This is a genomic window from Butyrivibrio fibrisolvens (assembly GCF_037113525.1).
In the GTDB taxonomy this organism is placed as follows: domain Bacteria; phylum Bacillota; class Clostridia; order Lachnospirales; family Lachnospiraceae; genus Butyrivibrio; species Butyrivibrio fibrisolvens.
This window is the reverse complement of the sequence record NZ_CP146963.1, coordinates 3,116,887-3,139,039: the sequence shown is the minus strand read 5'-3', so window position 1 is coordinate 3,139,039 and position 22,153 is coordinate 3,116,887. Positions and strand designations below refer to the sequence as shown.

Annotated in this window: 12 protein-coding genes; all 12 read left to right on the top strand. The window is 35.8% G+C overall.

Annotated features, from left to right (window positions below; translation table 11 throughout):
- Positions 1–11: 11 nt before the first annotated feature.
- The 12 genes from WAA20_RS13040 to WAA20_RS12985 all read left to right on the top strand — a co-directional run bounded on the left by WAA20_RS13040 (position 12) and on the right by WAA20_RS12985 (position 22,109).
- Positions 12–3,248 (top strand): AAA domain-containing protein, encoded by a 3,237-nt coding sequence (locus WAA20_RS13040; protein WP_073386271.1) that lies wholly within the window; start codon positions 12–14, stop codon positions 3,246–3,248.
- Positions 3,249–3,605: 357 nt separating this feature from the next.
- Positions 3,606–3,836 carry a helix-turn-helix transcriptional regulator gene (locus tag WAA20_RS13035; protein WP_073386272.1) on the top strand — a complete coding sequence of 77 codons (231 nt, stop codon included), beginning with the start codon at positions 3,606–3,608 and terminating at the stop codon, positions 3,834–3,836.
- Positions 3,823–4,431 (top strand): DUF1819 family protein, encoded by a 609-nt coding sequence (locus tag WAA20_RS13030; RefSeq protein WP_073386273.1) that lies wholly within the window; start codon positions 3,823–3,825, stop codon positions 4,429–4,431. The genes WAA20_RS13035 and WAA20_RS13030 overlap by 14 nt, the downstream gene beginning before the upstream one ends.
- Positions 4,431–5,009: a DUF1788 domain-containing protein gene (locus WAA20_RS13025; RefSeq protein WP_073386275.1), complete on the top strand. Its 579-nt coding sequence runs from the start codon at positions 4,431–4,433 to the stop codon at positions 5,007–5,009. Before WAA20_RS13030 ends, WAA20_RS13025 begins: the two co-directional genes overlap by 1 nt.
- Positions 5,010–5,026: 17 nt before the next feature.
- The gene (brxC, locus tag WAA20_RS13020) at positions 5,027–8,647 is read left to right on the top strand and encodes a BREX system P-loop protein BrxC (protein WP_073386276.1); all 3,621 of its coding nucleotides are present in this window, start codon (positions 5,027–5,029) and stop codon (positions 8,645–8,647) included.
- Positions 8,648–8,665: 18 nt separating this feature from the next.
- Positions 8,666–12,262, top strand: coding sequence for a BREX-1 system adenine-specific DNA-methyltransferase PglX (gene pglX, locus WAA20_RS13015; RefSeq protein ID WP_073386278.1), 3,597 nt, complete (start codon positions 8,666–8,668; stop codon positions 12,260–12,262).
- 33 nt (positions 12,263–12,295) lie between these two features.
- Positions 12,296–12,667, top strand: a complete 372-nt coding sequence (locus WAA20_RS13010) for a hypothetical protein (protein ID WP_073386280.1) — start codon at positions 12,296–12,298, stop codon at positions 12,665–12,667.
- Between the two features lie 14 nt (positions 12,668–12,681).
- Positions 12,682–15,342: a BREX-1 system adenine-specific DNA-methyltransferase PglX gene (gene pglX / locus WAA20_RS13005; RefSeq protein WP_073386282.1), complete on the top strand. Its 2,661-nt coding sequence runs from the start codon at positions 12,682–12,684 to the stop codon at positions 15,340–15,342.
- 21 nt (positions 15,343–15,363) lie between these two features.
- Positions 15,364–17,880 (top strand): BREX-1 system phosphatase PglZ type A, encoded by a 2,517-nt coding sequence (gene pglZ / locus WAA20_RS13000; protein ID WP_073386284.1) that lies wholly within the window; start codon positions 15,364–15,366, stop codon positions 17,878–17,880.
- 9 nt (positions 17,881–17,889) lie between these two features.
- Positions 17,890–18,684: a hypothetical protein gene (locus tag WAA20_RS12995; protein WP_073386286.1), complete on the top strand. Its 795-nt coding sequence runs from the start codon at positions 17,890–17,892 to the stop codon at positions 18,682–18,684.
- A 34-nt stretch (positions 18,685–18,718) separates the two neighbouring features.
- Positions 18,719–20,833, top strand: coding sequence for a protease Lon-related BREX system protein BrxL (brxL, locus tag WAA20_RS12990; RefSeq protein WP_073386428.1), 2,115 nt, complete (start codon positions 18,719–18,721; stop codon positions 20,831–20,833).
- A 1-nt stretch (position 20,834) separates the two neighbouring features.
- Entirely contained in the window at positions 20,835–22,109 is a 1,275-nt protein-coding gene (locus tag WAA20_RS12985) for a hypothetical protein (RefSeq protein ID WP_338801181.1), read from the top strand.
- Positions 22,110–22,153 lie beyond the last annotated feature (44 nt).

Sequence of the window (22,153 nt, the reverse complement as noted above, 5' to 3'; positions counted from 1 at the left end):
TATAGTGGGTAATGAAAAATTTCAGTGAATGTCCAGTAAAGTTATCTCTTCCTGAGATCATAAAGAACGGGAAGAAAATAAATCTGAGCTTTAATATTCTATCAAAACCAGGACGCATAAGTACTGCTGTTGTAGATGAAATAAAATTGGCAGATGTATTAGGGAATGTTTATGATTATGAAATTACTGGTGCTTGTAAGAGAAATGATCAGAACTTAAATAATTTATCATTTGAAGTAACTCTCTATAATAGCGGTATGCTTGTGTTTAGGGGATCTAATTTAATAATCTCCATATTAACTTCGGAAGGTTACAAATTCTTTGTAAAATATAAAATAAGTAATACTGATAAGCTTGTCTTAGAAGATGTATCATCACAGCTAATGGGCGATGATGATAATGACAAGTTCGACGAAGAAATCTCAGATGACGAACCGTACAATTCAGACGACGAAGCTGATGAAGATGACGAATCTGATGAGTCCGAAGAAGACTACTATACAGACAATGAGTCTGAAGATAATCACGCCTATGATTCAGATTATAAAGAATCATATACTGACCACAACATAACCTCCGGCCTTCATCCAACAATCCTTAAATACAGAAATGCCATCTTAAGAGAAATGTATTTTCTTAAAAATGGCGGTGGAAAGAAATATAAAATCACAAACGGAACGCTTCTCAGCAGAAAGAACGGAATCAGTACATATAGCTTTGAAATGGAAGCAGAGCTATATTTATCTGATGATGCTCCAATCACCTTTGAATCTGGTGAAAGAGAAGCAAATGGTCTCGTAGTATCTTGCGAAAGTTTCCAAATAATCATAAATGTAGATCGAGATTTCGGCCTGTCTGTCAGTCAAGGCTTTATTTCTGTTGAGCCTTGGAAGCTGCTTGAAGCCATTGCCAATAATCTTGAATACATTTCTAAAAGCCATCATATTGCAATGAAACTTATCGATCAAGGCCCGATGCTTTCTACACTTAATAATATCTCTTCAATCCCTAGAGGACAGGATGCTGCAATTAAGCAAGCCCTGAGTAATGACATAACAGTAATATGGGGACCACCCGGAACAGGCAAGACATATACCATGGCTAAGATTGCAATTAGCGCAATCTTAAATAATAAAACTGTTCTTGTCGTATCTCATAGTAATGTATCCGTAGATGGAATTGTAAAAGAGACTGTAGCACAGGCAAAGGCAGCAGGACTTGATAACCTGTTAGAAGACGGTCAGATACTCAGATATGGATATGTTAGAGATGGAATACTATCCAAAGATCCCAACGCGGTTGCTTATAACTATGTCCTTGGACATAGACCCGACCTGAAAAGAGAGTTAGAAAGGCTGATTGAAAAGAGAAAAGAGATAAAAGCAAATGGCGATTTCCATACATCAAAAGGCAGTGAAGTAGAACAGAAGTTAAAGGAAGCACGCCAAAATATAAGAGAAGCAGAGAAGTACTATGCAGAAAAAGCAAAATTTCTTGCTACAACTATATCTAAAGTTACTGTAGATAAGACACTCAAACATAATAATTATGACGTAGTAATGTTTGATGAGGTCAGTATGGCATATATACCTCAAATACTATGTGCTGCAAAGAAAGCTAACGAAAAGCTTGTTCTTGTAGGTGATTTCAAGCAGCTTCCGCCAATTGCACAGTCCGAAGCGCAGACAACTCTTTGTGAAGATATATTTGAATTCCTGGGCATCTCAAAAATGGGAAATATGTACGCGCATCCCTGGCTTGTAATGCTGGATGAGCAGCGCAGAATGTATCCAACAATATCCGAGTTCCCTAACAAGTATATTTATAATAGCCTTCTCAAAGATCATGAATCTGTATTAACAAACAGAGATGACATTATAAGTCGAGAACCCTTATATAATAACTCGATAAACATGATAGATCTACTAGGAACATATTGCGCCACTATGAAAAATAGCGATAATTCACGCTTTAACATAGTTAGTGCCATAGTTTCATTCCTTAGTGCACTTAGTGGTGAGGATGATGGACAGAAATCCATCGGAATCATCACACCTTATGCTGCTCAGACAAGACTTATAAGAGCAATGATACAGGATCATAAAGAAGCTGAAAAAACTTCTATAGAATGCTCAACAGTACATCAGTTCCAGGGCTCTCAGCGTGATGTTATTATTTTTGATGCGGTAGAAAGCTATCCCTCTTCCAGAGTTGGATTCCTTATGGGTAAAAGTATGAGCTCAGTATCAAGACTTGTTAATGTTGCAGTCACAAGAGCCCGCGGAAAGCTTGTCGTTGTAGCTAATGCAAAGTATTGGGAGATGCGATATGGAAGTACTGGACACATTTTCTACAAACTGGTTCAGTACCTTCAGAATAAGGGAAATGTGGTTTCTACACATGAAAAGAAGCTTCAGAACTATATAAAGCAGTTACCTGATACTAAAAAAATCAAAAACTATCAAGATGATGAAGAAGCAATCAGTGCCTTTAAAAAGGATGTAAATAGGGCCAAAGATAGGATCATCATTTCTATTCCTGATGGCACGTTATATGAACAATATGCAGATCCGGTCTTAGAAGCTGTGTTAGAAGCTAGAAGAAACGGAATAAGAATACTGTGTAAGACTAATGGATATGAAAACTTGCCAGATAGTTGGAAGGAACTAGCCTGGGCTTCTGATAACGCAGTGTTCCCCATTATCATGATTGACGACAGCGTTATGTGGTATGGCCTGCCCAAATCTAAAGGAATGTTCAAAGATGGTAATACCGGATTCGTTACAGTATGTCAGACTATTTATAGAATAAAAGGTGAGCATACATTAGAGCTTATCAGGGTGTTCTCTGAGCTTGAACTTAGAGATCTGGATGGTAATAAAACCGCGCTTCTGGAAAAAAATGGATTATCTTTAGGAACAACTTCATCTGGTAAATCTTCAAATGGTGAAAGCGATGATACAGGCGAAGAAGCAACTGGACTTGGCGCATATGTACAAAAACATGAGAAGTGCATTAATTGCAGACAGCCTATGACTCTGATGAGAAGTAAACGTGGAAAGAGTTATCTAAAGTGCAAAGCATGCAAAGAAACAGCATTTCTTACTCCAGAAGTTGCAAATGAATATATAGATATTTACCAAGCTACCTGTCCGATTCATAAATGTGGAGTAACTGCCAAACTTGGACCATACGGATTGTATATAAGGTGTGATTATGGTCATTATTTGAAGCCGGATGAAATATGATGAAAAATATATAAAATATAGAAATACATAACTATACTTTTTGAAAACAAGTTGTTGCAGAGAAAAATATTGGGCCAATATAATTCGGAAAAATAATGAAGCTAGTGTTTTATATTAGTACTATCAACTGAGGAAGGGAGGAATAAGGAATAAGGTCAATTGAGGTTAGCTGAGGTTATAGAATTTGGACAGATTTTTGTAAAAGTATCAAAGTGTATTAACAATATAAAAAATATAACATCCTATATTTTTATTATCCATAAAATAGCATTTTTGTGATAAAATTGGTATGTTGCTAAGATTGTATTGAATTGTATTGAATTCGCTGAATTCAGCTGTAGTGAATGAGGATAGAAGATGAAAGTAAGTTATAACAAGTTATGGAAACTACTGATTGATCGGGAAATGAAGAAGACTGATTTAATTGATGCAGTCAAAACTAGCCCAAACACAATTGCTAAAATGAGCAAAAATGAGAACGTCTCCATGGATGTTATCACAAGAATCTGTGAATACCTTAATTGTGATGTTGGCGACATAATGGAATTGATTCCAGACAATGGAGGCAACACAAGTGAAGAGAAATAAATATAGTGCTGGAGCTGTTAAGTTTTCATTTTGGTTCATGGAGTTTAGAAAAGAAGTTCAGATGCTTGCATCTGGAAATACTTTTGATGACATAAAAAGACTTAATGAAGAGGAAAATATTTTTGGTGCTAGTACCCCTGCTAGGGCAAAGTTGATTTATTCAACAGTAACCGCAAGAATAAAATCTTTGGACGAAAGCTTCTATACATTATTTCTTGAAAGTGATGTGTCAACACAGAAACTATTTGCTTTGGCAGGTACACTTGCTCATGACACTTTATTCTTTGATTTTGTTTATGAAGTAGTAAGAGAAAAGCTTATCATCGGAAGCAATCTGCTTACAGATGCGGACATTAACATCTTCTTTAAGAACAAGCAAGAGCAAAATGAGGATGTAGAGAAGCTGACAGAAGCAACGATCAACAGACTAAGAAGAAGCTATAAGACGCAGCTTTTTGAAGCTGGTCTTCTTGATGACAATACCAAGTCATCAGAGAGACAGATAATAAAACCTGTGCTTGATCCAGTATTAAAGCATTGGCTTGATGATTATGGGTATGGACAGATAGCTAAAGCATTGGAGGGTATTAGATAATGGAAGATTTATCAGAACGCCTGGACAAGATGGAGGAAGCGATTAAGAAGCCTTCATTTAGACAGAGCAGCGGAAGAGCAAACGAAGTTAATTATTGGGTGTTTGATTATCCACCAGAGCGGGAGCTTGAAGTCAGAGAACGCATCAAGTACATGAAAAACAGAAACTCTAAGGGTGGAGAAGAGTTTGAGCTTGTAGTATTCGACCTTTATGACATTATCATTGATTTTCTTAAAGAAAATGATTTTTTGGAAGCATGTTATAAGTTTGAGAAAAAGAAAGGCTTGGACAGAATTACAAAAGCTATAAGTAATTCCATGAAAATAAATGACGATGATAGCCTGATAGTGCAGTATATAAAGGATAATACGCCTGATAACGCAATTGTGTTTCTTACCGGTGTTGGGAAGTGCTTCCCAATTCTAAGATCGCATAAAGTACTTAACAATTTACACCAGGCATTTGTAAAAGCTCCGGTGGTTATGTTTTTTCCGGGTATCTATAACGAGCAGGAACTAATATTATTTGGAGAGATAAAAGACGATAATTATTATCGCGCATTTAAGTTAGTGAAGTGATCAGGAGGGTAACTGATATGCAGATTAAAGATATGTTTGCTAAGAGTATTGATAGAGATATTCAAGGCGTTGTAATGGTAGGTCAGGGTGAATCAAGTGATCCAGCCCAGGAATTAGAAGAGTATGTTGTAACAAGAGAATTGCAGAAACACTTTGCAGCTTTTTTTGAAGCATACAAAAAAGGAATTATCGGTAACACTGTAGAAATAGGTGTATGGATTTCAGGTTTCTTTGGAAGCGGTAAATCACATTTTTTGAAGATACTTTCATATATATTGGCTAATAAAGAAATAGGTGGCAAAAAGGCTGTAGATTATTTTATCGACGATAATAAGATCACAGATGCAATGGTTCTTGCTGATATGCGTCTTGCAAGCGAAACACCAACTGATGTTATCTTGTTTGATATTGATGCAAAGAGTGATAGCAATAGTAAGCAGAATAAGGATGCAATCGTTAACGTATTTCTTAAAGTCTTTAATGAGATGCAAGGTTTTTGCGGAAGTTTACCACATCTGGCAGATTTAGAGAGTCAGCTTACAGAGAAAGGTAAATATGAGGATTTTAAGGCGGCTTTTGAAGACGAATATGGTTCTGCGTGGGTTGATTCTCGTCATAAATTTGACTTTATTCAAGATGATGTCGTAGAGGCACTCGTAAGTGTGGATTTTATGAGCGAAGCAGCGGCTCGTAATTGGTGTGAGAAGGCAACTGAACCATATAGAATTAGTATTGAGGAATTTGCCCAAAGGGTTCATGAATATATAGAGAAAAAAGGCAATAATCATCACGTTGTTTTTATGGTTGATGAGGTCGGACAGTATTTAGGTGATGATTCAGGTCTGATGCTTAATTTGCAAACATTAAGACATGAGCTGAGTCAGACTTGTTATGGTAAAGCGTGGGTGGTAGTTACTAGCCAGCAGGATGTTGATTCCATTATGAAAGTCAAGGGTAATGATTTTTCTAAAATTCAGGGACGTTTTGCTACTAGACTTGCGCTATCTTCTGCAAATGTAGATGAAGTTATTAAGAAGAGAATTCTTGCTAAGAATGAGACTGGCGCACAAACGCTTAGACTTTTGTATGAGCAGAAGGCGACTATAATAAAAAATCTTATTGTATTTAATGATGGCGTAGAGAAAAAACTATATGCTGATGAAAATGACTTTTCATTGGTATATCCATTTGTACCATACCAATTTAACATTTTGGCTAGTGTACTTACGTCTATTAGAATTCATGGAGCGTCTGGTAAGCACTTGTCCGAAGGTGAACGATCAATGCTGGCACTATTCAAAGAGTCTGCAATGAAAATCATGGACGAATCAGAAGGTGCTATTGTACCATTCCATAGATTCTATGATGCTCTTGAAAACTTCTTGGATCATAGCCATAGAAGCGTAATTATTAGAGCTTTTGATAACAGTAAGATTAATCCTGATAACAAGGCGGATGATGTATTTGCAATCAATGTACTTAAGACTTTATTTATGATTAAGTACATCCTTGAGATTGAGGCCAATGTTGAGAATATCACCAGTCTTATGATTGATAATATCGATAACGACCGTATTGAGCTTAAGGAACGTGTTGAAGAAGCGTTAAAGGTTCTTCAGCAGCAAATGCTTGTACAGAAGAATGGCAGCCTTTATGTATTCCTTACTGATGAAGAGCAGGAAATCAATCGCGAAATTGAAAGTCAGAACGTAGAGATGGCTGAGGTTATCAACAAAGTGTCAGAGATGATCTTTGAAGATATACTTTCTGATAAGAGATATCGTTATCCTGCATTCAATGGTAGATATTCATTCTCATTCAATCAGACGGTAGATGATAGACCTTATAAGTCTAACCAGAAATTTGATATAGGACTTCGTGTACTAACTCCCTGGTATGATGGTGGTAATGATGATGCTACTCTCCGCATGATGTCAGGACAAAGTCAGGAAGTAGTAGTGCTTCTTCCAAATGATGCAGCATTCCTTGAAGAACTGATGACCTACCTTAAGATAGAGAAGTTCCTTCGTCTCAACACATCTTCACAGCTTACAAAATATGAAAATATTAAGGAAGCTAAGCGTGTAGAAATGCGTGAGCGTAACTCAAATGCGAAGCTATATCTTACAGAGGCGTTGAAAGATGCAACAATCTATGTAAATGGTGATGTGGCAAATTTGTCATCAAAGGAAGTAACACAAAGAATCAATGAAGCTATCGGCAGACTGGTTCAGACTGTTTATCACAAGCTTTCTTATATCGATACAGCATTTGATGAGACCAATATCAGAAAGATGTTTGCAGCTACTAATCAGTTGAAACTTGACTTGAGTAGCGAAGGTGAAGCTAATCAGCACGCTCTTGCTGATATGCTTAGCTTCATATCTGGTAATACACAGATTCATATTAAGACATCTATGAAGACAATCAAAGATAAATTCATGAGTAAACCTTATGGATTTGTTGAGGATGATGTTCATTGGCTTGTTGCACGCCTTTATAAGCGTGGAGATCTTACTTTTACTGTAAATGGTGCTATTGTAACTACAGTTAATAAGTCTGCAGATGAAATAGTGGATTTTATTGTTAAGAAGCAGTATGTGGATAAGCTTCTCATGGAGGTAAGAGTTCGTGTACCTGAGAAGCATAAGAAGGCAGTTCAGAAAGTCATTAACGAAGTGTTTGGATCTTCACTTGCAACAGAGGATGAAGATAGCGGAATGCGTATATTCCAGAAATATTCTCAGAACAGAATTGCTGAGATGAATACATTGCTTGTAAATTATAATCAGTATGCTTATCCTGGCAAGAAGATTATCGAGTCTGGAAAGAAACTTATGCAGGCTGTTGTACAGATAACTGAACCCCAAGAGTTTTACGAGTATGTATCCAAGCATCAGGACGACTTTTTAGACTACGCGGAGGATTTCGAATCGGTAAAGACATTCTTTGTTGGAGAACAGCAGCAGATATTCATGAGAGCTTTAGATATGCTTGAAATATACGATGACAGTAAGACTTATATTGTAGATGCTGCTTTGGAAGATATTGTTGCTCAAATGAGAGCAATTGTACAGATGGATTCCCCATATAGAGAGATTCCTAAACTTCCTGATCTTAGGAATAAGTTCATGAATGCTTATACAAAAGTTCTTGAAGATGCAGCGGTTCCTGTAAAGCAGTCTATTGAAGATGATAGGGACAGAGTTGTCGAGGTTGTAGATACTAAAGAGTACAAGGACGAAAAGAAGCCTGGATATATCAAGTTATTCGTAGAAATCTGGAATGGTGCGGATACTTGTAACAATGTATCAAGACTTAGAGCTTATGCAGATGAAGCAGGTGCATTAAAGATTAGACTTCTTGATGAGATGAGTGCACTTGATGCTAAGCTTGCAGCTGAGAAAGCAGCGAAGACAGCGCAGCAGCAGAACGAGGCTGGAAGTGATGTTCCTCCTGTTGACGTTGTAATTGATGTGCCAGTAAAGAAGACAAAGAATGTTTCCATCAAGAATGTTGCAAAGACATCTTCGTGGAGAATAGAAAAGGCTGAGGATGTAGATAAATACATTGAGCAGCTTAAGAAGTCATTACTTGATGAATTAAGCGAGAATGACATCGTAAATGTAGAATTTTAAGATTGGAGATATTACGGCATGAATAAAACCGCTATAAGAAATTTTTCTATATGGGCAAGAAATAAGTTAATAGCTGATATAGAGTATCGTGCTGGACTCATGGGCATTGCCTCTGATGGAATCAATGATGCATTGCCACAGTCTACAAGAGAAACACAATTCTTTGATATAGGAACAGCTGAGCCTTATACAATTACAGGCGAAGCTATTAAGCAGAGAGCCAGCCTTGTAAATGCAATTAATCAAAAGGCTAACGAAACAGACTATGCTACTGCATACAAATATATCATCGAAGGTGTTGCCTATACATGGTTTAACAGACTTATAGCGGTTAGATTCATGGAGGTAAATGATTATTTACCTTCTCATATCAGAGTGCTTTCATCTGAGAGCGGCAAGATGGAGCCGGATTTGGTTACAAATCCATTTGATGCAGAATTACCATTTACAGATGATGAAAAGCAAGAAATCATCAGACTCAAAAATGATAATGAGCTTGATGAATGTTTCAGAATGCTTTTCATCAAACAATGTAATGCTTTAAATGAAATCCTTCCAGCACTTTTTGAAAAGACCTCTGATTATACTGAAGTTCTTCTTAATATTTCTGCTATCGATAAGGAAGGTGTAGTTTACCATCTTGTAAATGATATTCCTGAAGAAGATTTCAATATTGAGATGGGTGGTCAAGTTGAGATTATTGGTTGGATGTATCAGTACTACAATACTGAGCCTAAGAATGAAGCTTTTGCAAAGAATGGAAAGATATCAAAGGAAGAAATTCCTGCAGTGACACAGCTCTTTACACCAGATTGGATTGTTCGATACATGGTTGAAAATAGCCTTGGCCGTATTTGGGTAGAAGGACATCCAAATGATTATCTAAAGGCAGGATGGAAGTATTATCTTGAAGATGCAGAGCAAGAGCCTGATGTTCAGGAAAAGCTTGATGAGATTCATGCTGAATATGCAAAGCTTAATCCAGAGGATATCCATTTCATAGATCCGTGTATGGGTAGTGGGCATATCTTAGTATATGCATTTGATGTTCTTATGCAGATATATGAGTCTGCAGGTTATTCACAGAGGGATGCTGCAAAGAGCATCTTAGAGAACAACTTGTATGGATTGGATATTGATGATAGAGCATATCAGATGGCTTATTTTGCGGTTATGATGAAAGCAAGGCAGTACAACAGAAGAATACTGTCGGCAGAAACACCATGCCATGTTTATTCCATTCAAGATAGCAATAGTATAAACAGAAATCAGCTTAAGTATTTTGGTGCTGATTTAAATGAAATTGAAAAAAATGATGCAATGAACCAGATAACAGGGCTTCTTGATACTTTTAGAGATGCCAAGGAATATGGTTCTATTCTTGACGTAGAAAAATATAATTGGGAGTTACTTAGAACATTTGCTAGAACGAATAATGTAGATGGTCAGATATCATTAGAGACTATTGGTATTGATGAGACACAGGATAGATTGCTGGAGTTAATTGCTATTGGTGAGGCAATGGCGAGAAAGTATGAAGTAGTTGTGACTAATCCACCATATATGAGTAATAAGGGTATGAATCCTTTATTAACAAGATATGTTAATTCTTATTACAACGATGAAAAAATGGATATGTTTGCAGTTTTTATGACGAAATGCTTTAAATATAGTAAAAAGTCATCATACATATCGATGATAACACAACATTCATGGATGTTTTTATCAGCATTTGAAAAACTCAGACATAGGTTCCTTCAGAATGACATTATTAGTCTTAATCATTTAGGAGCTAGAGCTTTTGAAGAAATAAGTGGAGAAGTAGTTCAAACTGTAAGTTTTGTCATTTCCAATAGGAATATAGGTGATTACAAGGGAACATATATAAGATTGGTTGAATCTAATTCACAGCAGTTAAAGGAGTTAGAATTTGCAAATAGAGATCATAGATATACTGCAAGACAGATGGACTTTAAAGCGGTTCCTGGGGAACCTGTAGCATATTGGATAAGTGATAACTTTAGAAAAATTTTTGGAGAAAAACTTATTTATGAATTTAGCATATCAGATGGACAAAATGTGACCAGCAATAATACTAAATTTGTTAGAAATATTTGGGAAGTTAGTGCTGAAACAATTGGGAAAAATAATAAATGGAGATTATATGCAAAAGGCGGCGGTTATAGGAAGTGGTATGGTAATTTGCAGGATTTAGTAGATTGGTCTCCAACAGCAATTAGTTTTTATCATAGTGAACCATCTGCAAGAGTTTTACCTGAATATCTTTGGTATAGGAAGGGGATTACTTGGAGTCTGATAACAACTACGATTCCTAGTTTTAGAGTATTACCAGAAGAGGCTACTTTTGATAAAGGAGGGTCTTCAATTTTCATTAAAGACGAAAATGATTATGAGTATATCTTAGGTTTGCTGAATAGCAAAGTATATTGTGTTGTTTCCAACATGTTGAATCCAACGTTGAACTTTCAGGTTAAAGATATTCGAAATATGCCACTTATAATTTCTAAAAAAGAAGAAGTGGAGCTTTTGGTAAAGAAAAATATAGAATTGGCTAGAGATGATTGGAAATGTGTAGAAACTGCATGGGATTATAAAATTCATCCATTATTAAAAGGAGAAACAATGGGACGTCTTATTTCTGATAAATACAAAGAATGGGAAGCTGAGTGTGATAATCGTTTCAATCAGCTTAAGGCAAACGAGGAAGAGCTTAATCGTATATTTATAGATATCTATGGTTTACAGGATGAGCTTACTCCAGAGGAAGAAGATAAGGATGTAACTGTTCGAAAAGCAGATTTACAACGCGATATTAAGAGCCTTCTTTCATATGCAGTAGGTTGTATGTTCGGACGTTATTCACTTGATGTGGAAGGTCTTGTTTATGCAGGTGGTGAATGGGATGCAAGTAAGTACAAGACATTTATTCCTGATGCCGACAACATTCTGCCAATCACTGATGAGGAATATTTTGAGGATGATATTGTAGGCCTTCTTGTTGAGTGGCTTAAAAAGGTATACGGCGAAGATACTTTAGAACAGAATTTAGATTTCATAGCACAGGCTCTTGGAAATAAAGGTAATTCATCTAGAGAGATTATTAGAAATTATTTTGTTTCTGATTTCTTTAAAGATCATTGCCAGACATATTCTGTTACTGGTTCGGGTAAAAGGCCTATCTACTGGCTATTTGACAGTGGTAAGCAGAATGGTTTCAAGGCACTTATTTATCTTCATAGATATAATGCTGATACAATCGGTAACTTGCGTGTGGATTATCTTCATAGAATGCAGCGTGTATATGAGTCAGAGATAGGACGTATGCAGGATATGATTGATCATAGTACTAATAGCCGTGAGGTTGGTGCTGCAGCAAAGCGTAAAGAAAAACTACAGAAGCAGCTCAAAGAGTGTCGTGATTATGATGAGAAGATAGGACATTTGGCGCTAGCGAGAATAGAACTGGAACTTGATGATGGCGTAAAGTATAACTATCGAAAAGTACAGACGGGGGCAGATGGAAAATTATATGAAGTCTTGGCTGATAATAAGGCTATTATGATGGATATAAAAAAATACAAAGAATTCAAATGAAAGTCGTTGAGTTAACTTTAGAATGGAGAACATATGGGTGCATATTTAATTTGCTTTGGAGATTCTGAGAATAATTTACGTAAGGCAATAAGAGAAAAAGTAATTGGTATATATCTTAGTATGACTTTTGATATGAATGAAAAGGCGTACATGATTATTAAGAAAAATAATGAATGGAATGTTGTTGCAAGAGCAAATGTGGTAGGAAAAAGTGATAAGAATCCATTTGATAAGCCTAATAAGTATAAAACCTATGACATAGTTAATGTAGAAGAATGTAAACCATATTCTATAACGAAGATTCTAAGATCAGAACTAGGTAATATGTATGGTCTTGTATTGCGTACGCCCAAGCTAATTACTGCATCAAAACTAGTCGAGCAGTTGGAAGATGGATTTTACTGATAGGAGGCGAAAACTTGAACAAGATAATAATCAAGAATTTTGCCATTTGGGCAAGAAATAAACTTATAGCAGATATACAATATAAGGCTGGACTTATGGGAATCACTGCAGGGGGAATTAGTGAACCGCTACAGCAGTCCACTAAAGAAACACAGTTCTTTGATATAGGAACTGCGGAGCCTTATGCAATCAATGGTGATGCGATTAAACAGAGATCAAGTCTAGTAAATGTCATCAAACAAAAGGCTAAGGAAGCAGATTATGCTACGGCCTATAAATATATAATTGAAGGAGTGGCATATACATGGTTTAACAGACTTATTGCTGTTCGTTTCATGGAGGTAAATGATTATTTGCCTTCACATATTCGTGTGCTTTCATCAGAAAGTGGAAAGATGGAGCCGGACTTAGTTACAACTCCTTTTGATGCAGATCTGCCTTTTACAGATATAGAGAAGCAAGAAGTCATAAAACTTAAGAATGATAATGAATTAGATGAATGTTTTCGATTGCTGTTTATAAAACAGTGCAATGTACTTAATGAGATATTGCCGGCATTATTTGAAAGAACATCAGATTATACAGAGTTGCTACTCAATGTCTCTGCTATTGATAAAGAAGGAGTGGTTTACCACCTTATAAATGATATTCCTGAAGAAGACTTCAATATTGAAAAGGGTGGACAAGTTGAAATAATTGGATGGATGTATCAGTACTATAATACTGAACCTAAAAATGAAGCTTTTGCTAAGACGGGTAAAATTACAAAGGAGGAAATTCCTGCGGTAACACAACTCTTTACTCCTGATTGGATTGTGAGGTATATGGTTGAAAACAGCCTTGGACGCATTTGGGTTGAAGGGCATCCAAATGAGAGTTTGAAAGCTGGATGGAAATATTATCTTGATGAGGCAGAACAGGATTTTGAAGTACAGGTGAAGTTAAATGAAATACATACTGAATATGCTGAATTGAGTCCAGAAGATATTCATTTTATAGATCCATGTATGGGAAGTGGTCATATCCTTGTATATGCTTTTGATGTTTTTATGCAAATTTATCAGTCTGCGGGTTACTCTGAACGAGACGCTGCAAGAAGTATCTTAGAAAATAATCTTTTTGGTTTAGATATTGATGATAGAGCCTATCAGATGGCCTATTTTGCAGTGATGATGAAAGCTAGACAGTATAACAGAAGAATATTATCTGCTGAGACACCGTGCCATGTTTATTCCATTCATGATAGTAATAGAATCGATAGAAACAAACTGTCTTATTTTGGAACTGCCTTAAGTTACATAGAGAAAAATGATGCTGTGAATCAGATCTCAGGACTTCTTGATACCTTTAAGGATGCAAAAGAATATGGTTCTATTCTTGATGTAGAGAATTATAATTGGAATCTTTTGAAACGTTTTGCTGAAAGCTACAGTGTGGACGGGCAAATGTCCTTGGATATGGTAGGGATTGATGAAACGCAAAAAAGCTTGCAGGAAATCATAGCTATTGGTGAGACAATGGCTAGAAAATATGAAGTTGTATCAACTAATCCTCCTTATATGGGAGGCGGTAATATGCCAACCAAGCTCTCGGCATATGTTAAGAAAAAATATGAAACAACTAAAAGAGATCTATATACAGTGTTCATTGCTAGATGTATGGGAATGCTTAAGGAAAAAGCACTTTGTTCAATGATAACTCAGCAAGGATGGATGTTTATTAATAGCTACGAAGCACTTCGGGATGAGATTGTTGAGGAAAAGCAGATTATTAGCATGGCTCATCTAGGACCGCGTGCTTTTGAGGAAATAGGTGGAGAAGTAGTTCAGACAACCACATTTGTTATTAGAGCTGATAATGATAATAGGTATTCAGGTAAGTTTGTAAGATTGACGGATGCTGATAGTGAGGAAGGGAAAAAGAATTTATTCCTTGTGAAAAAGCGTGATAATGACTTTTTTGAAGTGAAACAAAGTGATTTTAAGATGATAAGCAAAACCCCAATTGCTTATTGGCTTGCGCATAATACAAGATTGGATTTCAAGAATAGCTTAAATATTGAAAGCTCTTATTTTTCATGTTATGGATTATTAACAGGACATGATGAAGGATATATATTTGAATGGTTTGAGGTTAGTGATTCTGATATAAAATTCGACGCCAATAATCTAGCAGAATTTAATGGCTCAAAGAAGAAATATGCCCCATTATGTAAAGGTGGAGTATTCAGAAAATGGTATGGAAATCGAGAGCTTGTAGTTCGCTATGATGAAGAAGGAATAAGAGGGATGTCTCATTACCCAAAGTATGCAAGTAATGGACAGGAAAGATATTTCTCAGAAGGTATTACATGGGCGGAGGTCTGCATGGGTAACCTTAGTGTCAGGTATATGCCGAGTGGAAATGTTTTTTCGCTTAAAGGACCTTGTATGTTTGCTGACGATAAACAGAGCTTGATGCGTGTAATAGGATATCTTAATACAAATGTAGTACATTACTTTGTGCAGATTCTTAATCCAACAATTAGTTGTGGAACTGGCGTACTGAATAGACTACCAATAAAAGGCATTGAATGTATAGACGAAAATGTAGTTAAAGAAAATATCTCTATATCAAAGGAAGATTGGGATTCGTTTGAAACATCCTGGGACTTTAAAAAACATCCTTTGGTTTAACTGATTGGAGGCTGCACTTTTATGGCAGAACTTAATTTAAAACAAATAATTGATAGGCTTAATACAGAGTTTACAGGGGAAAATCGTAAGCTTGTATTTTGGTACGATGATAAGGCAGAATTTGAAGAAGATATGGATTCTGTTGAATTGGAGAATGCTAAAGTATATAGGCTTGAAAAGGATAATCAGTTTTATACTAAGTACTTCTTTGAGAGGGAAGATACAACAACAAATTATCTTATTTATGCTCCGTTTCCAAAGCCGGAAGTGAAGGATAACCATCTTGAAGACACAATGCTTTATTCCAAGAGATTTTTTGCAGATAGAGCATCCTTGCTTTCTGTAGATTTGGGAATTGAAGAAAAATATAAACATGTAATAGAGAAACATATCAAGTTTTTTGCTAATAAGGATAGAACACAGCGTTTCTATGACCTTGAGATAGAAAACTTCAATGAGGAGAACATTCTTGTAGGACTATTAAGTGCTGTATGTAAAACAAAGACATGTTCTTTTGAAGAGGTTGTTCGAATTGTAATTACAGAAGGCGATATTGAAGATAATAAGTATCTTGAAGAGATGGATAAATATGAGCTTCTTGGAGCTTTCTGGAAACTTTGTGAGCAGCAATTTGGATATGTAGACTCAGATCCATCTTTGGAAAGATTGATGGTTACTCTATTTGTAACATATTCAGCAAGATATCTGCAGAGTGAAGTTCCAGCTTCCTGGAGAAGTTTTGTTTCTATGAAGCAAGGAAATGTAATAGCATTCCTCGATAACTTGATGAATAGTATGCTTTATAGAAATGACTATGACAGATTATCTGCATATGTTGCTAGTGGACTCAAAGTAGAAGATAATTTGGCAAAATATACGCCAGAAGATATTGTTCATTTGGATACATTTGCATATGTTGATGAGCTGATTTTAAAGTGGATTACTGAAAGACTTGTATCAGAGGATGTTGCAGCAAAACTTGATGAAATGGATATGCTGCAAATCTGTGATACGCGTTCTAAGATGCACTTTGGAGGGGTGTATGAGAATGCTTATGCAATGTTAGAGAATGCGTTTACTATCATTAATGCTGCTAATTATGGTGGCAGTGATGATATGAAGAGCATAGTGAAAAAATACGAATCCGAAGACTATATGATTGATACGGCATATAGAAAGTTTTATTTCTATTATGATCAGATTGAAGATACAACTAGCTATGAGAAGCTACAGACTCTTGTGGAGAACATTTATACCAATGAATATTTAAATGATTTAATTCCAAGATGGAATACTGCATTCTGTGGTGAAGATGGGCTTGTAGTGCTACCACTACAAAGGAATTTCTATAATGGATTTGTAAATCATTCAAAGGAAAGAACAGTAGTTATCATTTCTGATGCGATGAGATACGAGGTTGGTAGAGAGTTATTTGAGCAAATGAAGGATGATCCTAGATGTACAGTTAAACTATCGCCGATGATGAGTTCACTTCCTTCATATACAAGGCTTGGAATGGCTGCATTGTTGCCACATAATACTCTGGAAATGAAAGATGATTATGAGGTCTATGCTGATGGTGTACTCTGTAATGATTTGGCTGGCAGACAGGCAGTGCTTCAGGGGCACAGTAAGGACAGCATTTGCGTACAGTTTGACGATATCAAGAATTTGAAGAAAAACGATTTGAGAAATATATTCACCGGTAGACAGGTAGTTTATGTTTATCACAACCAGATCGATGCAAGAGGCGATAAAGCCAATACAGAAGATGAAGTATTTGTAGCATGTGAAGAAGCAATCAAAGAGATATCGGATTTGATTAAAAAGATTTCTACAAATGCTAATACATATAGATTTATAGTTACATCAGATCATGGCTTTATTTATAAACGAGATAAGATTTCTGAGAGTGATAAGATTGGCGGTGTAAATGGAAAAGATGCTTGGATTAACCGTAGATATATCGTATCTAAGAGCTCTATTACAGAAGATGGTGTATCAAATATAGGCTTAGGATATGTGCTCGGATATGAGGATGATAAGGTTATTTCTTTCCCTACAAGTAGTAATGTATTCAAGGTTTCTGGCGGTGGTCAAAATTTTGTACATGGAGGTTCATCACCACAGGAAATGATTATTCCAGTACTTGATATCAAGATGGAACGTGGTCATATGGAAACAAGGCCGGCATCAATCAGTCTTGTAAGTATGGTTCAGAAGATTACAAACTTGATTACAGGTATGGACTTTATTCAATCTGAACCAGTTAGCGATACTGTGAAGGAGACAACATATCGCTTGGTTTTCATGTCTGAAGATGATGAACGTATATCTAATGAGAATATATATGTGGCAGATAGTAGAGAACCTGATTCTGCTAAGCGTATATTCAGAATGAGATTTAACTTTAAGAATCAGAAATATGACAAGAATAAGCAGTATTATCTAGTTGTTATTGATGACAATAAAAAGCTTGAATTGTTTAGACATCCAGTAATGATGGATCTTACATTTGCAGATGATTTTAATTGGTAGGAGTAAGCAATGGCAAAGGGAAGATTGAAAGATCTTATAAGTGCTGTTTCTGAAAATGGAGTGAAGGATTTATTAGAAAGTGATGCAGCAAAAACGGTAGCAGTGGAGCTAGGAAAGCATATTGTTGAAGAAGAAACTGCACTAGTTATAGGCTCAGTTTTTGCTGCAATTGCACCACGACTCAATGGAATAAGGATTACATATAAAGAAAAACGCTTTGAGAGAAATGTTGCAGAAGCTATATCTATAGTGAATAAGAAAATAGATGAGATAGATAATAAGATTAATGCCTTATCAGAAGTAATGCAGGATAAATTCAGTGGGAAATATATTGAATGGATTCTTGATAATTTGTATGAAGAAAAGCAAACAGAAAAAGTTCCATATCACGTGCAGGGATTTATCAATATGATGAATATGGATACTACAGATGATATTATGATGATTTTTCTTGAAACGCTTAATCAGTTAACGGTATTAGATATTGATGTGCTCAAGATGTACAGCCATGAATATGAAGAAAATTGGCAAAATGTACTTGAAAAAAGAGGCATATCTTATGAGCAGATGGATATGATAAAGGCAAAACTTGAGAGACTTGGACTTTTATACAGTAATAATGATGATCAGAGAGATACAAATACTGATCTTATAGCTGATTATTTAGAAAAACGAGTAAAAGAAGAAAATAAAAGGAATGGAAATCCAAGCAAAATTAAGTTGGGAAAGATAAAAAAAGTGAGTAGATCTGAATCATATTCTATTACAAAACTAGGTAGAGAATTTTTGAGAAATATAGAGTAAGAAATAAATGGTTGGAGGTTATATGGCAGAAAACATGCTAATAAATAAAGATGAAGAGATAAATGGAGAAGGTGTATCAATAAATGCAAAACTCCGACAAAATTTTGATGGCAAAATAGTTCGTAAGGACTTGACGAAGCACATAAAGGAGGGTGCAAATGTACCAGTATATGTGTTGGAATATCTTTTAGGACAATACTGCAATTCAGAAGATGAGGAAATCATTGAATCTGGTGTGGAAAGTGTAAAACACATCCTGGCAGATAATTATGTGCGCCCTGATGAATCAGAAAAGATTCTATCAAAGCTGCGTCAGCGTGGTTCAATGAGTATCATAGACAGGATCACAGTAAGTTTAAATCTTAAATATGATGAATATGAAGCTGAATTTTCAAATCTTGGATTAGGCGGTGTGCCTATTGCTGAAGAATATCCGGAAAAATACGATAGACTTTTATGTGGTGGAATATGGTGCATTATTAATCTTGAATATAATGCAGATGTTGAGGAATCCAATCCAATAGGATTTGTGAGAGAAGAGCCTAAGAAGAAAAAGAAGAAAGAAGCTCCGGTAATTACAATCAATAGGTTAAAACCAATACAGATGCCGTCTGTAGATATCAATGAGCTTAAGCAGGGACGTAAAGCATTTACTAAAGAAGAATGGATTGATGTAATGCTTCGTTCTATAGGGATGGAGCCAGATAGGCTTACTGAGCGTGAAAAATGGCTTTTATTATTGAGACTAGTACCACTTGTAGAGAATAATTTTAATTTATGCGAACTTGGACCTCGTAGTACTGGTAAATCGCACATTTACAAAGAGGTATCGCCTAATAGTATTCTCGTATCAGGCGGACAAACTACAGTTGCAAACCTGTTCTACAACATGGGTAGACACACTATGGGACTTGTTGGTATGTGGGATTGTGTTGCTTTTGATGAGGTTGCTGGAATCAACTTCAAGGATAAAGATGGCGTACAGATTATGAAGGATTACATGGCATCTGGTTCTTTCGCACGTGGTAAAGAGGAAAAGGCTGCTTCTGCATCTATGGTTTTCGTTGGAAATATCAATCAGAGTGTGGATGTACTTTTAAAGACCAGTAGCCTATTTGATCCATTCCCTTCAGAAATGGGAACCGATACAGCGTTTCTTGATCGTATGCATTGTTATGTTCCAGGATGGGAGATTCCTAAGTTTAGACCGGAACATTTCACGAATGATTATGGATTTATCACAGATTATCTTGCAGAGTTTATAAGAGAGCTTCGTAAAGAGCAGTATGGTGACGCTATTGAGAAGTATTTCCGATTAGGAAAAAATCTCAACCAGCGTGATACTATTGCTGTGCGTAAGATGGTAGGTGGTCTTATTAAGATTGTTTACCCTGATGGAGAATTCACAAAAGAGCAGCTTGAAGAGATTATACAGATTTCACTAGAAATGCGTCGTAGAGTTAAGGAACAGCTTAAAAAACTCGGCGGCATGGAGTTTTATGATGTGAATTTCTCTTATATAGATAATGAGACATTTGAGGAGCATTATGTTTCAGTACCAGAACAAGGCGGTGGAAAGCTTATACCTGAAGGCATGATGAATCCAGGACAGGTATATACAGTTTCTCATGGTAAGTCAGGCATGATAGGAGTATTCCGCTTGGAATCTCAGATGGTGCCTGGGAATGGCAAGTTTGATAGAACAGGTCTTGGAACAGACAGAGTATGTAAAGAAGCGGCTGATACAGCCTTTAATTTCCTTAAGGCGAATGGAAATAGAATCAGCGGTGCGCTTGGTGTGCTCAATAAAGATTTTGTAATCAATTATCAGGATCTTCAGGGCATTGGAATGACACATGATTTGGCATTGTCAACCTTAATTGCATTATGCTCCATTGCTCTTGGTAGGCCAGTGCAGAACTCTATGGCTGTTCTCGGTGATTTCAGTATTGGTGGCACGATAATAAAGGCAGAGAATCTTGCTAGCACATTACAGGTGTGCCTTGATAGTGGTGCCAAAAAAGTATTATTACCACAGACATCAGCAGTAGATCTTGGAACAGTTCCGGCTGAACTTATGAGTAGCTTCAGCTTAGTGTTCTATCAGAGTGCTGAGGATGCTGTGTTTAAAGCGTTAGGAGTGGAGTAAGGTGGACTGTAAAGACGATGAATTACTGTTAAAGCAATCCCCTTTTCAGTTTAACTGGTCCGAGCGTTATATTGCGTGTGTTGGAGATAATGGTGGAACAACAAACGACGGTATACTGGCAGGATATAAGGGTGCTGTGCAAATAATAATAAATGATATAAAAAATGGCCAAGGAATAGAAGATGAGCTTATTTATCCCTTGGTTTACTCTATAAGACACAGTATAGAACTGGCATTAAAGATTTCTATTAGTATTATTAGAGATATATATTACATTAAGAACGAAAAATTTGATATTCAAGAGAATGAGCTACATACACATGATATTGAAACATTATCTAAGTATAAAAAAAAGTTGTATGTCATTGATAAAAGAATATCTGGTCTTTTTGATATTGCCCTAGATTATGCAAAGGATTTTTATTTTGATAAACAGTCGGATATTTTTCGATACGAGTGTAATCTTGAGGGCAAAGAATTATTAAAAGAATTACAAATTAGTCATATATGTATTGAAATTCTTGAAAAGAAGTTTTTAAGAATGAATGAGTTGTTTAATGATGCATTTTATTCATTAGAGATGATGAAAAATGAGTATTCTTTAAATACATGGACAAAGAAACTGTCTCGCAATGATATCGAGCAAATATCAAAGGAATTGATGCCGATTACTAGATGGCGTGAAGAAGCTTTTAATGATAATAAAGAAGAAATAAAAAAAAAATATGGTTTAAGTTCAAAAGCATTATCAGATGCCATTAATATAATAAAAAACAATCCGTTATTTGCAAATAACATTAATTCTTCAATTACATTGGGTAAAATAAGTGATGAGGAATTGAATCAGTATGCAAAAATGATTTCTGAGTTTACAAAACCGGATCAATTTGAGACAAAAGAACGTAGGGCCGGGGAAGGAATGGAAGAATTACTTAAGAATATACAAAAAGAAGCAGAAAAATGGGATGCACTATCTAAAAACATATCAAAAGAGGCTTTACTCTCATTAGCTGCTTTTGGCAATATGTTCGAGACAGGAGATGTTTATTGCGAAAACTATCAAAAGCATTATGATCATTTTGAAAAAGATCATAATATTCGTAGAGACTATCTTGTAAGGAAGATTGGAACCTATAAATATGCTTTGAAAGTATTGAAGGGAATGGAATGGTGTGGACAATGTAATTATATGACTATTTTGCTGCCTCTTATTGAAAAAATAGCAGATGAAAACAACTTTTCTTGTAGGTATGAAAAATTGGATAATGCCTGGTAATAATTTTGGTTGCTGTCTAACTTGTTTCTTTCTTACGTTGTTCT